Source organism: Pseudomonas sp. GW821-FHT03C07, from assembly GCF_059420925.1.
Genome location: NZ_JBWKUQ010000010.1, coordinates 238,718 through 254,341 on the forward strand (window position 1 = coordinate 238,718; position 15,624 = coordinate 254,341).

A 15,624-nucleotide genomic window follows, 5' to 3' on the forward strand; every position below is an offset into this window, starting at 1 on the left:
GACCCACAGGTCAGATATTTGTTGACCAAAAAGTCAGATATCACTAAATTCGGCTCATCGGTCAACAACAATAATGAGTCTGCGAGGCCTTCCGTGATCCAGTTTTTACTCAACCAGGAACTCCGTCGCGAGCACGCCCTGGACCCGAATCTGACGGTGCTCGAGTACTTGCGCGAGCACCTGGGCAAACCCGGTACCAAGGAAGGCTGCGCCAGCGGCGACTGCGGCGCCTGCACCGTGGTGGTCGGCGAGTTGCACCGCGACGCGGCGGGGCACGATCAGATCCGCTATCGCAGCCTCAATTCCTGCCTGACCTTTGTCTCGTCGTTGCACGGCAAGCAACTGATCAGCGTCGAAGACCTCAAGCATCAGGGCCAACTGCACAGCGTGCAACAAGCCATGGTCGACTGCCATGGCTCGCAGTGCGGCTTCTGCACGCCGGGCTTCGTGATGTCGCTGTTCGCCCTGCAAAAGAACAGCGACGCACCGGACCGCCACAAGGCCCATGAAGCCCTGGCCGGCAACCTCTGCCGCTGCACCGGCTACCGGCCGATCCTGGCCGCCGCGGAGCGCGTCTGCTGCAACAAGCCGGCTGACCAGTTCGATGCTCGCGAAGCCGAAACCATCGCTCGCCTCAAAGCCATCGCGCCGACTGAAACCGCGGAACTGAACAGCGGCGACAAGCGCTGCCTGGTGCCATTGACGGTCGCCGACCTGGCCGCGCTCTACGATTCCTATCCGCAAGCCCGCCTGCTGGCCGGCGGTACCGACCTGGCGCTGGAAGTTACCCAGTTCCACCGCCCCTTGCCGGTGATGATCTATGTCGGCAACGTGGCCGAACTCAAGCGCATCGAGACCTTCGACGACCGTCTGGAAATCGGCGCCGCCACCCCGCTCTCCGATTGCTACGCCGCCCTCAAGGCCGAGTACCCGGACTTCGGCGAACTGCTGCAACGCTTCGCCTCGCTGCAGATCCGCAACCAGGGCACCCTCGGCGGCAATATCGGCAACGCTTCGCCCATTGGCGATTCGCCACCGCTGCTGATCGCACTGGACGCGCAGCTGCGACTGCGCAAGGGCGACAGCACTCGCACCCTGGCGCTGGAAGACTATTTCATCGATTACCGGGTCACCGCCCGCCAGGACAGCGAGTTCATCGAAAGCATCTGCGTGCCCCGGGCCAATGCCGCGTGGCAGTTCCGTGCCTACAAGGTCTCCAAGCGCCTGGACGACGATATTTCGGCAGTCTGTGCGGCCTTCAACCTGCGCCTGGAAAACGGCATCGTGGCCGAGGCACGGATCGCTTTCGGCGGTATGGCGGCGATCCCCAAACGGGCCCGCGCCTGCGAACGCGCATTGGTCGGCCAGCCCTGGAACCAGGACAATCTGGAACGTGCCTGCGCGGCACTGGGCGAGGACTTCACCCCGCTCTCGGACTTCCGCGCCAGCAAGGAATATCGCCTGCTCAGTGCCCGCAACCTGCTGCGCAAGTACTTCATCGAGCTGCAAACACCGCACATCGAGACTCGGGTGACCGCCTATGTCTAACCCTCATGCCGTGGAAAAAACCCAGGCCGAGATGGCCGAACTGTTCGCCCGCGACCTGCGCACCGGCATCGGTCGCAGCGTCAAGCACGACAGCGCCGACAAGCACGTCGCCGGCGAGGCGGTGTATATCGACGACCGCCTGGAATTCCCCAACCAGCTGCACGTCTATGCGCGGATGTCCGACCGTGCCCATGCGCGCATCCTCAGCATCGACACCGCGCCGTGCTACGCCTTCGAGGGGGTGCGCATCGTCATTACCCATGAAGACATTCCCGGTCTCAAGGACATCGGTCCGTTGCTGCCGGGCGACCCGTTACTGGCCATCGATATCGTCGAATTCGTCGGCCAACCGGTGCTGGCCGTGGCCGCCCGCGACCTGGATACCGCCCGCCAGGCGGCCATGGCCGCGCTGATCGAATACGAAGACCTGGAGCCGGTGCTGGATGTGGTCGAGGCCCTGCGCAAGCGTCACTTCGTGCTCGACAGCCACACCCACAAGCGCGGTGATTCAGCCGCCGCCCTGGCCACTGCCGAACAACGTATCCAGGGCAACCTGCATATCGGTGGGCAGGAGCACTTCTACCTGGAAACCCAGATCTCTTCGGTGATGCCCACCGAAGACGGCGGCATGCTTGTCTACTGCTCGACCCAGAACCCCACCGAAGTGCAGAAGCTGGTGGCCGAGGTGCTGGGCGTGTCGATGAACAAGATCGTGGTCGATATGCGGCGCATGGGCGGCGGTTTCGGCGGCAAGGAAACCCAGGCCGCCAGCCCGGCGTGCCTCTGTGCGGTAGTGGCGCGCCTGACCGGGCAACCGACCAAAATGCGCCTGCCCCGGGTCGAAGACATGCTGATGACCGGCAAGCGCCACCCCTTCTATATCGAGTACGACGTCGGCTTCGACAGCAGCGGCCGCCTGCATGGGATCAACCTGGAACTGGCGGGTAACTGCGGCTGCTCGCCGGACCTGTCGGCGTCGATTGTCGACCGGGCGATGTTCCATGCCGACAACGCCTATTACCTGGGCGACGTCACCGTCAACGGCCATCGTTGCAAGACCAACATCGCTTCCAACACCGCCTATCGTGGCTTCGGCGGCCCGCAGGGCATGGTCGCCATCGAGGAGGTGATGGATAGCATCGCCCGGCATCTGGGCCTAGATCCGCTGGCGGTGCGCAAGGCCAACTATTACGGCAAGACCGAGCGCAACGTCACCCATTACTATCAGACCGTCGAGCACAATATGCTCGAGGAAATGACCGCCGAACTGGAAGCCAGCAGCCAGTACGCCGAGCGGCGGGAAACCATTCGCCGCTACAACGCCCACAGTCCGGTGCTGAAAAAAGGCCTGGCGCTGACGCCGGTGAAATTCGGTATCTCGTTTACCGCCAGTTTTCTCAACCAGGCCGGGGCGCTGGTGCATGTCTACACCGACGGCAGCATCCACCTGAACCACGGCGGCACGGAGATGGGCCAGGGCTTGAACACCAAGGTCGCGCAGGTGGTGGCCGAGGTGTTCCAGGTGGAAATCGACCGGGTGCAGATCACCGCCACCAACACTGACAAGGTACCGAACACCTCGCCCACCGCCGCCTCCAGCGGCGCCGACCTGAATGGCAAGGCAGCGCAGAATGCCGCTGAAATCATCAAGCAGCGCCTGGTGGAATTTGCCGCGCGGCACTACAAGGTCAGCGAGGCGGACGTGGAATTCCGCAACGGCCATGTGCGGGTGCGCGAGCAGATCCTGACCTTCGAGACACTGATCCAGCAGGCGTATTTCGCCCAGGTGTCGCTGTCGAGTACCGGCTTCTACAAGACACCGAAGATCTATTACGACCGCAGCCAGGCCCGGGGGCGGCCGTTCTATTACTTCGCCTTTGGCGCGGCCTGTGCCGAGGTGATCGTCGATACCCTGACCGGCGAGTACAAGATGCTGCGCACCGACATCCTGCATGATGTCGGCGCCTCGCTGAACCCGGCGATCGATATCGGCCAGGTGGAAGGCGGCTTCGTCCAGGGTATGGGCTGGCTGACCATGGAAGAGCTGGTGTGGAACGCCAAGGGCAAGTTGATGACCAACGGCCCGGCCAGCTACAAGATTCCGGCGGTGACCGACATGCCGCTGGACCTGCGGGTCAAGCTGGTGGAGAACCGCAAAAACCCGGAAGACACGGTGTTCCATTCCAAGGCCGTCGGCGAGCCACCCTTCATGCTCGGGATTGCCGTGTGGTGCGCGCTCAAGGATGCGGTGGCGAGCCTGGCGGACTATCGGGTCCAGCCGAAGATCGATGCCCCGGCGACGCCGGAGCGGGTGTTGTGGGGCTGTGAGCAGATGCGTCGGGTCAAGGCGGAGCAGGCCTTGAGTAGCGAAATCGAGTGGGTCTCACCATGAAAAGCTTCGCGGCGGTGCGGCGACCCGACAAGCTCCGCTCCCACAGTATTTGTGTCAAGCCGCAACACTTGAGTGCAACCGATAACCTGTGGGAGCGGAGCTTGCCCGCGAAAGCGACCGAACAGACAACACAGAGGTGCCTATGAACTACTGGATCAGCGCCCTCGCCGACCTGCAGAACCAGGGTGAACCCTGCGTACTGGTGACCATCATTGAAGAGCTCGGCTCGACACCGCGCAATGCCGGTTCGAAAATGGTCGTCAGCGCCGCCAGCACCTTCGACACCATCGGCGGTGGCCATCTGGAATACAAGGCCATGCAGATCGCCCGCGAGATGCTCGCCAGCGGCCAGCGGGGCCCCCATCTGGAGCGCTTCACGCTCGGCGCCAGCCTTGGCCAGTGCTGCGGCGGGGTCACGGTGTTGCTGTTCGAGCCCATGGGCCAGGTCCAGGCGGAAATCGCCGTGTTCGGCGCCGGCCATGTCGGCCGCGCCCTGGTCCCCCTGCTTGCCAGCCTGCCCTGCCGGATACGCTGGATCGATTCCCGCGAGCAGGAATTTCCGGCGCAGATCCCCAACGGCGTGCGCAAGATCATCAGCGAGGAACCGGTGGACGAAATCGAGCATTTGCCCGCCGGCAGCTACTGCATCGTCATGACCCATAACCACCCACTCGACCTGGAGCTCAGCGCCGCGATCCTCAAGCGCAACGACTTCGCCTACTTCGGCCTGATCGGCTCGAAGACCAAACGGGTCAAGTTCGAACACCGCCTGCGCGAGCGCGGCTTCGACGCCAGCGTGTTGCAACGCATGCGCTGCCCGCTGGGCCTGGCCGAAGTCAAAGGCAAGCTGCCGGTGGAGATCGCCATCTCCATCGCCGGCGAGATCATCGCCACCTATAACGCGAATTTCGGCCAGCACAGCGCCAGCGCCGAACCCATTGCCAAACTGCTGCCGGCTTCGCGCCGCAGCCAGGCCACAAACTGAGAAAGCCCATGCCTTCGACCCGCAAAGCCTACCGCGCCGCCCTCCTGCACAGCCTCGCCGATCCGGCCGTGGTCGGCATCGAGGCGTCCTATGAATATTTCGAAGACGGCCTGCTGCTGGTCGAAAACGGCCGCATCAGCGCCCTGGGCGCGGCCAGCGATCTGCTGCCGACCCTGCCCGCCGACGTTGAAGTCATCCACTACATCGATGCCCTGATCACCCCAGGTTTTATCGACACCCATATCCACCTGCCGCAAACCGGCATGGTCGGCGCCTATGGCGAGCAACTGCTGGACTGGCTGAACACCTACACCTTCCCCTGCGAAAGCCAGTTCGCCGACCGGGCCCATGCCGAGGAAGTCGCGGACATTTTCATCAAGGAGCTGCTGCGCAACGGCACCACCACCGCGCTGGTCTTCGGCAGCGTGCACCCGCAATCGGTGGAGGCGTTCTTCGAGGCCGCCGAGCAGCTCGACCTGCGGATGATCGCCGGCAAGGTGATGATGGACCGCAACGCGCCGGACTACCTGACCGACACCGCCGAGTCCGGCTACCTGGAGAGCAAGGCGCTGATCGAGCGCTGGCACGGCAAGGGTCGCCTGCACTATGCGGTGACACCACGTTTCGCGCCGACTTCAACGCCGGAGCAATTGACCCTGGCCGGCCAACTGCTGGGGGAATACCCGGACCTGTACATGCAGACCCACATCAGTGAGAACCTGCAGGAAGTGCAATGGGTCAAGGAGCTGTTCCCGGAGCGCAAGGGTTATCTGGATGTCTATGACCACTACCAACTGCTCGGCGAGCGCTCGGTGTTCGCCCACGGTGTGCACCTGTGTGACGACGAGTGCGCCCGCCTGGCGCAGACCGGCTCGGCGGTGGCGTTCTGCCCGACGTCGAACTTCTTCCTCGGCAGCGGTTTGTTCAACCTGCCGATGGCGGAGAAGCACAAGTTGAATGTCGGCGTGGGCACGGACGTGGGCGGTGGGACGAGCTTCTCGATCCTGCAGACGTTGAACGAGGCGTACAAGGTGATGCAACTGCAAGGGGCGCGGTTGAGTCCGTTCAAGTCGCTGTACCTGGCAACCCTCGGCGGTGCCCGGGCGTTGCGCCTGGAAGACAAGATCGGCGGCCTGCAACCGGGCAGCGATGCCGACTTCCTGGTGCTGGATTACCACGCCACGCCGCTGCTCAGTTACCGCCTGAAGCAGGCCAGGAACATTGCCGAGACTTTGTTCGTGCTGATGACGCTGGGGGATGACCGGACGGTGAAGCAGACTTATGCGGCGGGGAATCTGGTGCACCAGCGCTGAGCGTCCCCGATCTCATCGACAACACATAACCTGTAGGAGCCAGCTTGCTGGCGATAGCGGTTTTCCAGGCGACGGTGATGTCGACCATCAGATCGCATCGCCAGCAAGCTGGCTCCTACAAGGACCGCCTCAGACCACAGTCCCAGGGCCCCACAACTTAAAGCTTTGCCCCAGACCGCCCCGGCTTCTTGGCCAGCAACAGGTGCGAGAACACCGCATGCAGGTCATCCGAGGCACTCTCCTCATCGAGGTTGAGCTTGCTGTCGATATGGTCCATGTGGTGCATCATCAGATCCACCGCCAGCACCGCATCCCGGGCCTCGATGGCATCGATCAACTGGGTGTGTTCATCATAGGAGCAATGCGAGCGATTACCGCTTTCGTACTGGGCGATGATCAACGAAGTCTGCGACACCAGGCTGCGCTGGAAGCTGATCAGCGGGGCATTCTTCGCCGCTTCCGCCAACTTGAGGTGGAACTCGCCGGAAAGGCGGATCCCCGCCCCACGATCACCACGGGAAAAGCTGTCGCGCTCGTCGTTGACCATCTGCCGCAACAGCGCCAGCTCCTCGGCCGTGGCGTGCAAAACCGCCAGTTCGGTAATCGCCTTCTCCACCATGCGCCGGGCCAGGAACACCTGGCGGGCTTCCTCGACACTGGGACTGGCCACCACCGCGCCACGGTTCGGCCGCAACAGCACCACGCCTTCATGGGCGAGACGCGACAAGGCGCGACGAATGATGGTGCGACTGACCCCGAAAATTTCCCCCAGCGCCTCTTCGCTCAACTTGGTCCCGGGCGCCAGCCGCTGTTCGAGGATGGCCTCGAAGATATGCGCGTAGACGATATCGTCCTGGGTCCCGGTGCGACCGGACTTGCCGGCGCGCGGTTGTTTCTTGAGGGGTTGCAACTGTTCGTTCATGGTCACTCGGATCGGAGACGGCGGCGAATGGACCCCGACTGGCGAACGGCACAGCGGGTCACTGACAAGTAGCGCGTAAAAGCATGGCACATTGTACACAAAGCCGGGTGCCAACACGACTGTACGGCTGTTTGCCACGCCGGCTGTATTGCAATCAGCGATCACCTTTGCGTTTAGTCTACCTAGACTGTTACCGCTTGTTTCCTCTGTACAAGGAATGCCATCCCATGACCGACATCACCCAGGCACGCCTGCGCCCCTTGGCCGACACTTCGCCCTCCGCGATAGTCGCCGGTTTTATCGCGATGATGACCGGCTACACCAGCTCCCTGGTGCTGATGTTCCAGGCCGGGCAAGCCGCGGGGCTGACCAGCGGCCAGATCTCTTCGTGGATCTGGGCCTTGTCGATCGGCATGGCGATTTGCAGCATCGGCCTGTCCCTGCGCTATCGCACGCCGATCACCATCGCCTGGTCGACACCCGGTGCGGCGCTGTTGATCACCAGCCTGTCCGGGGTGACCTACGGCGAAGCGATCGGTGCCTACATCACCTGCGCACTGCTGGTGACGATTTGCGGCCTGACCGGCAGTTTCGAGAAGCTGGTCAAGCGCCTGCCCTCTTCACTGGCGGCGGCGCTGCTGGCGGGCATCCTGTTCAAGATTGGCAGCGAGATCTTCGTCGCCGCGCAGCATCGCACCGGGCTGGTACTGGGGATGTTCTTCAGCTACCTGATCATCAAGCGCCTGTCGCCACGTTATGCCGTGCTCGCCGCCCTGCTGGTCGGCAGCGCCCTCTCGGGACTGCTGGGGTTGCTGGATTTCAGCGGCTTCCACCTGGAAGTGGCGACGCCGGTATGGACCACGCCGTCATTCTCCCTGGCGGCGACCATCAGCATCGGTATTCCGCTGTTCGTGGTGGCCATGACCTCGCAGAACATGCCCGGCATCGCCGTGCTGCGCGCCGACGGCTACAACGTGCCCGCCTCGCCGTTGATCAGCGTGACCGGGATCGCCTCGCTGCTGCTGGCGCCCTTTGGCTCCCACGGGATCAACCTGGCGGCCATCAGCGCGGCGATTTGCACCGGGCCCCATGCTCATGAGGACAAGAGCAAGCGCTACACGGCGGCCGTCTGGTGCGGGATTTTCTACGGGATCGCCGGAACTTTCGGAGCCACGCTGGCGGCGCTGTTTGCCGCGCTGCCCAAGGAACTGGTGCTGTCGATCGCGGCGCTGGCGCTGTTCGGTTCGATCATGAACGGCTTGAACCTGGCCATGAACGAGCCCAAGGAGCGGGAAGCGGCGCTGATCACCTTTATGGTGACGGCATCGGGGTTCACGCTGTTTTCGGTGGGTTCGGCCTTCTGGGGGATCGTCGCGGGGGTGCTGACGCTGATGATCCTGAATGGGCGCAAGGCCTGAGCAACAGGATTCCGAAGACACCGAAAAACCTGTAGGAGCCAGCTTGCTGGCGATGAGGCCAGCAAGTCTTGCATCGCTCTAGCGGACGTCATCGCCAGCAAGCTGGCTCCTACAGGAACAGCGTAGCGTTCAGCCAGGCATCAGATCCGGAAATGCCCGACCATCCCCTTCAATTCCATCCCCAACTGCGCCAGCTCGATGCTTGAAGCCGCGTTGCCCTGCATCGCCAACGCCGACTGATCGGCACTGGCGCGGATGCTGGTCACGCTACGGTTGATCTCTTCGGCCACCGAACTCTGCTCCTCGGCCGCCGCCGCAATCTGCTGGTTCATCTGCTGGATCAGCGACACCGCCGCGGCAATGCTGCCCAGCGCGCTCTCGGTCTGCAACGCATCGCTGACCGCCAGCTTGACCAGCTCGCCACTGCTCTGGATTTGATGCACCGAGGCCTGCGCCGCGGTGCGCAAGGCACTGACCAGACGCTCAATCTCTTCGGTGGACTGCTGGGTACGTTTGGCCAGGGCCCGGACCTCATCGGCCACCACGGCAAAACCACGACCCTGCTCACCGGCCCGGGCCGCCTCGATGGCCGCGTTGAGAGCCAACAGGTTGGTCTGTTCGGCGACGCTCTTGATCACCCCAAGCACGGTACCGATATTCTGGATTTCCGCGCTGAGGCTTTCGATGCTCAGGCTCGCCGAACTGGCCGAATCCGCCAACTGCTCGATCCGTTGCATGCTCTGGCGTACCACCTGCTGGCCGCTATCGACCTTGTCGTCGGCGGTCTGCGCCGCCTGGGCGGCTTCTTCGGCGTTACGCGCAACATCGTGCACCGTCGCCGTCATCTGGTTCATCGCGGTGGCGACCTGCTCGGTCTCTTCCTTCTGGCTGCTGACTTCCAGGTTGGTCTGTTCGGTGACCGCCGACAACGAATGCGCCGAGGTCGCCAGTTGCTCGATCCCCGCCTGCAGCCCGCTGACGATACCGCTCAAGCCCACACCCATCTGCTGCATGGCCAGCATCAGTTGGCCGATTTCATCGCGGCGACGGACCTCCACCCGATTACCGGTCAGGTCACCGGCGGCAATCTGCTGGGCCACCTGAATCACACTGCGCAACGGCGCGACAATCAGACGGGTAATCACCAATGACGCCACCAGGCCGACCAGCAAGGCCAGGGCCGACGAACCGATGATCAACAGCGAATTCTTCTTCAACTCGGCCTGCATCGACTGGTCTTCGGCGGCGTAGGCCTGGTTGACCCGCGCCACCACCTGGGCCGCGCGCTCATGCAATTGCAGGTAAACCTTTTTCTCCTGCTCCAGCAGGCCGGTGTATTCGGCGAGCTTTTCACCGAAGCTGGCGATATGGCCACTGACCTCGGTCAGCACCGTCTGATAGCCCGGGTCCTTGACCGCGGTCTTGAGTTGCTCCACCTGGGCCAAGGCCTGGTCGGCCTGCTCGATCTTGCCTTTGTTCTCGTTCTCTTCATCGCCTTTGCGACTCTGGTCGAGGCGCACCCGGGCCTCGTTCATCGCCTGCAGCATCAATTGCGAGACATGGCTGACCTGGCCGGCCTGCTCGACAAACTCCTTGCCCTCCTTGCCCTGGGTGTCCTTGAGGGCATAGGTGCCGTCATCGGACAAGCCGGCCTGGAGCACATCCAGGTTGTTGGCCACGCTGGCCACCGACCAACTGGCCATTTCCAGCGCCAGGTCTTTGGTCTGGGTCAACTCGACAAACTCGTCGAACGCCTTGCGGTAAGCGCCCAGGGCCTGCTCGACATCGGTCATGACCGGTACGTTGGCCGCCGACTGCGCCTTGAGGACCTGCGCCTGCGCCAACAGGCCGTCGACACCCTGGTGCAAGGCATCAACGGTCTTGGGGTCCGAATGCAGCGCATATTCCTGCTCGAGCAAACGGACCCGGAGCAATTCGCTGTTGAGCGAAGACATCTGCTTGAGTCCATCGAAGCGCAAGCTGATGGTTTGCAAGGACCAGACACCGATCGCCGCCACCAGACCGGTCAGCAGCAATACCAGGGCAAACCCGATGGCCAGTTTCTTGGCCATACCGAGATTGGCGAAACGTCCTTGCACGGCAGAAATCATGGCGCTTAATCCCCGATTAGAATGCTGAAGGTGCACACGCCCATTCAAGATTCATGCAGATTCGCAATCGGGACGGGTAAAGCACAAGCCTTTGGCGCCGGAATAATGGCCAAAAGCTACATCCGCGTCGCTTTCAGGATGGTCGAGGTCGATTCGGCGCCACCCAGCAGACGGAAGAACTTCTGTGCGCGCAGATCTGAAGCATAGGCCACATTTATCCGCAGCCAGTCGCTGGTTGTGCCTGGCGGCATAAAGGCATCGCCCGGGGCCAGCAACACCCCAAGCGTGCGCGCATGGGACAGGACTTGCGCCAGGGGAAACCCCGGACTGCGGGCCCAGATGAACATGCCGCCGGCGGGCTCGGCAAACACTTCCCAGCCCGCTCTCTCCAAGGTATCCAGGGTGGCGACCCGCTCCACGCTCAGGCGCTGGCGCAGACGCTGGACCAGCTTGCGATAGGTGCCATTGGCCAGCAGCATGGCAACCACACATTCGGCAAAACGCGAGGCGCCGAGGCTGGTGATCATCTTCACTTGCGCCAGGCGCTGGATGAGTTCGCCCCGGGCACGGACAAAACCGACTCGCAGCGAACTGCTCAGGGTTTTCGAGAAGCCGCCCACATAGATCACCCGCTGGCTGCTGTCCAGCGCCGCCAACTGGACGCCGGGCCCGCTTTGCAGATCGCTGTAGATAGCGTCTTCGACGATCAGGAAGTCATGGGCCTGGGCCAACTGCAACAACTGCGTGGCTACCGCCAGGGTCAGGCTGGTACCCGTCGGGTTGTGGTAGAGGCTGTTGATGAACAGACAGCGCGGACGGTGCTGCTGCAACAGCTTGCGTAACTGTTCCATGTCCGGCCCGGAATGGGTCCGCTGCACCTCCAGCAGCTTGACCCCCTGTAACGCCAGCAGTTTGTAGAGGTTGGCGTAACCCGGTGTTTCCACCAGTACGCAGTCCCCCGGCTTGAGCAGGTGGCGTACCAGCAGGTCCAGCGCCTGGGTGACGCCATGGGTCGTCAGGATCTGCTCGGGTGCACACGGGATGCCCTTTTGCGCCAGGCGCTTCTGGATCTGTTGGCGTAATGCCTGCAGCCCCAGGGGCGTGCTGTAGTTGAACATCCCATGCATCTGCGTACGGCTGACCTGGCGAATGGCATAGGCGATGTCATCGCTCTCACGCCAGCTTTCGGGCACCCAGCCGCAGCCCAGTTTCAACTCGCCCAGGGGGTGTTCGCTGAACGCCCCCCACTCCGTTTCCAGCCCCTCGTACCACTGTGGTTCGACGCTGTCGCGGGTGTCGCCATGGGCATCCGAGACAATAAAGGCCGAGCCGTTGCGCGGTGTCAGCACGCCTTGCGCCACCAGCCGCTGGCAGGCTTCCAGGACATTCGCCTGGCTGAGGGAGTTGTCCTTGGCCAACTGTCGAACGGATGGCAGGCGAGTCCCGGGCCCCGCGCGCTGGCAGCGAATCCACTCGATCACGGCATTGACGATTTGCTGCACGACGGGGACCAGCGCCTGCCGATCAATTTCCAAATCCATTGTGTTTGACGCTCCAACCCATTGTTATTTCTCGTTAAACAGTTAAACACAAAAGCCCGGGGGCCTTGCTTGCACAAAAAGCCTCTCAACCACGCCCTGGAAGGCCCGCCCGCCGGGCCCTGAAGACACCGACTGACAACCCGAGGCGAATGCACCGACCGTATTTCCAACACCGGCGGACATAAAAAAACCCGCCATTAGGCGGGTTCCTTGCAAAAGGGCTACGGAGCCGGACGAAGCGAGCGACAGCTCAAATCGCGGTGGCTCCGCCGTCCACGGCCAGGGCATGTCCAGTGGTGAAAGCAGCACCGTCGCTGCACAGATAAAGCACCGCACTGGCGATCTCCTCGACCTTGCCGATGCGCCCGACCGGATGCATGGCCGCGGCAAACTCGGCCTTCTTCGGATCGGCCTCATAGGCGCGACGGAACATGTCGGTATCGATCACCGCCGGGCAGACGGCATTGACGCGGATTTTCTTCTTCGCGTACTCGATGGCCGCCGACTTGGTCAGGCCGATGACGGCATGCTTGGACGCCGCGTAGATGCTCATCTTCGGTGCCGCACCCAGGCCGGCCACCGAGGCCGTGTTGACGATGGCGCCACCGCCCTGGGCCAACATCAGCGGCAACTGGTGCTTCATGCACAGCCAGACGCCTTTGACATTGACCCCTATGATCGCGTCGAACTCGTCCAGGGTGCCGTCGGCCAGCTTGCCTTTCTCGATCTCGATACCGGCGTTGTTGAAGGCGTAGTCAACCCGTCCGTAGGCGCTCACCGCTTGTGCCATGAGGTTCTGCACATCGGTTTCCTGAGTGACGTTGCAGCGCACGAACACGGCATCGCCACCCGCCGCGCGGATCAACTCGACCGTACCCTCACCGCCGCTGACATCGAGGTCGGCAACGACCACCTTCAGGCCTTCGGCGGCAAACGCCTGGGCCGTCGCACGGCCAATGCCGGCCGCCGCGCCGGTCACCAGGGCTACCTGGCCGGAAAACGTCATGCTCATGATTATGTCCTCAATGCAATACGAAAGGGCTGCTGTGCTCTCAGTCTAGCCAGCACGGTGGCTGTCGCGGCAGCACTATCAGAAGCCCGGTTAATGGCTTATGCATTGCAGTGATAAGTTCATACGACCTTTCATCATTGAACTGGATCGCGCCCTATTCGCCTTGTCTGCAAAACTTGCCGTCTGCGCGATGAGGGTCTATCAACAAGGCTTCATTGATCTTCGAGTGCCTGCCATGACCACCCAGAACAATCGCCAATTCTTGCTGGCCAAGCGCCCGGTCGGCCCAGCGACCCGCGAGACCTTCACCTACCAGCAAGTGCCCGTGGGTGAGCCAGGCACGGGCCAGATCCTGGTCAAGAACGAATACCTGTCCCTGGACCCGGCCATGCGCGGCTGGATGAACGAGGGCAAGTCCTATATCCCGCCAGTGGGTCTTGGCGAGGTGATGCGCGCCCTGGGGGTCGGCCAGGTCGTGGCGTCCAACCATCCGGGCTTTGCCGTCGGCGACTATGTCAACGGCGCCCTGGGGGTACAGGATTATTTCCTCGGCGAGCCGAAGGGTTTCTACAAGGTTGACCCGAAACTGGCGCCATTGCCGCGTTACCTGTCCGCCCTGGGCATGACCGGCATGACCGCCTACTTCGCCCTGCTGGATGTCGGTGCGCCGAAAGACGGCGAAACCGTGGTGATCTCCGGCGCGGCGGGCGCGGTCGGCAGCATTGCCGGGCAGATTGCCAGGCTCAAGGGTTGCCGGGTGGTCGGAATTGCCGGCGGCGCCGAGAAGTGCCAGTTCCTGATCGACGAACTGGGCTTCGACGGGGCCATCGACTACAAGAGCGAGGACGTCGGTGCCGGCCTGAAACGCGAATGTCCGAAAGGCGTGGACGTGTATTTCGATAACGTCGGCGGCGATATTCTCGACGCGGTGCTGACCCGCCTGAACTTCAAGGCGCGCGTGGTGATCTGTGGCGCCATCAGCCAGTACAACAACAAGGAAGCGGTGAAAGGCCCGGCCAATTACCTGGCCCTGCTGGTCAATCGCGCGCGCATGGAAGGCTTCGTGGTGATGGACTACGCCAGTCGCTTCGCCGCCGCCGGACAGGAAATGGCCGGCTGGATAGCCAAGGGCCAGCTCAAGAGCAAGGAAGATATCGTCGAAGGACTGGAAACCTTTCCGGAGACACTGATGAAGCTGTTCAGCGGGGAGAATTTCGGCAAGCTGGTGTTGAAGGTTTGAATCAGCGCGTTTCCAGCTAGTACCTATCGCGAGTCATCGGACATCCGCCCATGACTCGCGACAGGCCCCTTATCAGGCCAGTTCGGCCACTACCGCCGCCAGGGCCTGGGCCGGATCGGCCGCCTGGCTGATCGGGCGACCAATCACCAGGTAATCGGAACCGGCATCCAGGGCCTGACGCGGGGTCAGGATACGGCGCTGATCATCCTGGGCGCTGCCCGCCGGACGAATCCCCGGGGTCACCAGTTGCAGGCCCGGATGGGCGCTCTTGAGCGCCGTGGCTTCCAGGGCCGAGCACACCAAGCCATCCAGCCCGGCCTTTTCCGCCAAGGCCGCCAGACGCAATACCTGCACCTGCGGATCGACATCCAGGCCGATACCGGCCAGGTCCTCGCGCTCCATGCTGGTCAGCACGGTGACGCCGATCAACAACGGCTGCGGGCCGCTGCGCTTATCCAGCACCTCGCGGCACGCCGCCATCATGCGCAGGCCGCCGGAGCAATGCACATTGACCATCCACACGCCCATCTCCGCCGCCGCCTTGACCGCCATGGCCGTGGTGTTGGGGATATCGTGGAATTTCAGGTCGAGGAACACCTCGAAACCCTTGTCACGCAAGGTGCCGACAATTTCCGCCGCGCAGCTGGTGAACAGCTCCTTGCCGACCTTGACCCGGCACAGCTTCGGGTCCAGTTGATCGGCCAACTTCAGGGCGGCGTCACGGGAGGGGAAATCCAGGGCGACGATGATAGGCGTCTGGCAGGCGGACATGGGCGGGCTCTCTGGCAAGTCGAAATCGGCGCGCATTGTAGCGGAACCCGGGGCGGACCGGGACCCGGTGATCGGTAAATCTAGTCCCGATGCGCCATAAACGCCCGGTCCCGCACCAAAGTAAGTCGAAACCCAGGCGAACATCGGCGAAACGTCCTCGATACGACAGCTTTTCGCAGATAACGACGCGACCCCGGTGGCTGGCACGCCCACTGCAATCCCCTGAGCCGAGCAGTATCCAAACCGTTCAGGGAGAAACGCATGAACACACAACTCAAGCCCACGCTGGGCACGCTGCACCTCTGGGGCATTGCCGTGGGCCTGGTGATCTCCGGTGAATACTTCGGCTGGAGCTATGGCTGGGGCACCGC

The 15,624-nt window shown here is 62.8% G+C and carries 11 protein-coding genes and 1 pseudogene; 6 read left to right on the top strand and 6 right to left on the bottom strand.

Annotated features, from left to right (window positions below):
• Nucleotides 1-93: 93 nt before the first annotated feature.
• From xdhA to guaD, 4 genes are all read left to right on the top strand, one after another.
• Nucleotides 94-1,548, top strand: a complete 1,455-nt coding sequence (gene xdhA, locus AC07VG_RS20415; RefSeq protein WP_495004129.1) for a xanthine dehydrogenase small subunit — start codon at nt 94-96, stop codon at nt 1,546-1,548.
• Nucleotides 1,541-3,940, top strand: a complete 2,400-nt coding sequence (gene xdhB, locus AC07VG_RS20420) for a xanthine dehydrogenase molybdopterin binding subunit (RefSeq protein ID WP_495021764.1) — start codon at nt 1,541-1,543, stop codon at nt 3,938-3,940. The genes xdhA and xdhB overlap by 8 nt, the downstream gene beginning before the upstream one ends.
• 142 nt (nt 3,941-4,082) lie before the next feature.
• Nucleotides 4,083-4,925: a xanthine dehydrogenase accessory protein XdhC gene (gene xdhC, locus AC07VG_RS20425; protein ID WP_495004131.1), complete on the top strand. Its 843-nt coding sequence runs from the start codon at nt 4,083-4,085 to the stop codon at nt 4,923-4,925.
• Nucleotides 4,926-4,933: 8 nt separating this feature from the next.
• A complete protein-coding gene (guaD, locus tag AC07VG_RS20430) occupies nt 4,934-6,238 on the top strand; it encodes a guanine deaminase (protein ID WP_495021765.1) in 1,305 nt (434 codons plus the stop codon).
• Nucleotides 6,239-6,395: 157 nt separating this feature from the next.
• Here guaD and AC07VG_RS20435 read toward each other — a convergent pair whose 3' ends face one another.
• Nucleotides 6,396-7,160, bottom strand: a complete 765-nt coding sequence (locus AC07VG_RS20435) for a GntR family transcriptional regulator (RefSeq protein WP_495004133.1) — start codon at nt 7,158-7,160, stop codon at nt 6,396-6,398.
• Nucleotides 7,161-7,387: 227 nt separating this feature from the next.
• On the opposite strand from AC07VG_RS20435, the gene AC07VG_RS20440 reads away from it, so the two are divergent.
• Nucleotides 7,388-8,578: a benzoate/H(+) symporter BenE family transporter gene (locus tag AC07VG_RS20440; protein WP_495021766.1), complete on the top strand. Its 1,191-nt coding sequence runs from the start codon at nt 7,388-7,390 to the stop codon at nt 8,576-8,578.
• A 140-nt stretch (nt 8,579-8,718) separates the two neighbouring features.
• On the opposite strand, the gene AC07VG_RS20445 is transcribed toward AC07VG_RS20440, so the two are convergent.
• The 4 genes and pseudogenes from AC07VG_RS20445 to AC07VG_RS20460 form a co-directional block, all read right to left on the bottom strand.
• A complete protein-coding gene (locus AC07VG_RS20445) occupies nt 8,719-9,600 on the bottom strand; it encodes a methyl-accepting chemotaxis protein (protein WP_495004140.1) in 882 nt (293 codons plus the stop codon).
• Nucleotides 9,589-10,689, bottom strand: a pseudogene (locus AC07VG_RS20450) (HAMP domain-containing protein); the annotation flags it as partial. The pseudogene AC07VG_RS20450 and the gene AC07VG_RS20445, both read right to left, overlap by 12 nt.
• Before the next feature lie 116 nt (nt 10,690-10,805).
• Nucleotides 10,806-12,230, bottom strand: coding sequence for an aminotransferase-like domain-containing protein (locus AC07VG_RS20455; RefSeq protein ID WP_495021767.1), 1,425 nt, complete (start codon nt 12,228-12,230; stop codon nt 10,806-10,808).
• 250 nt (nt 12,231-12,480) lie between these two features.
• Nucleotides 12,481-13,242 (bottom strand): SDR family oxidoreductase, encoded by a 762-nt coding sequence (locus AC07VG_RS20460; protein ID WP_495021768.1) that lies wholly within the window; start codon nt 13,240-13,242, stop codon nt 12,481-12,483.
• A gap of 235 nt (nt 13,243-13,477) precedes the next feature.
• On the opposite strand from AC07VG_RS20460, the gene AC07VG_RS20465 reads away from it, so the two are divergent.
• Nucleotides 13,478-14,482, top strand: a complete 1,005-nt coding sequence (locus tag AC07VG_RS20465; protein ID WP_495021769.1) for an NADP-dependent oxidoreductase — start codon at nt 13,478-13,480, stop codon at nt 14,480-14,482.
• 72 nt (nt 14,483-14,554) lie between these two features.
• Here AC07VG_RS20465 and pyrF read toward each other — a convergent pair whose 3' ends face one another.
• A complete protein-coding gene (gene pyrF, locus AC07VG_RS20470; protein WP_495004138.1) occupies nt 14,555-15,253 on the bottom strand; it encodes an orotidine-5'-phosphate decarboxylase in 699 nt (232 codons plus the stop codon).
• Nucleotides 15,254-15,624: the final 371 nt, after the last annotated feature.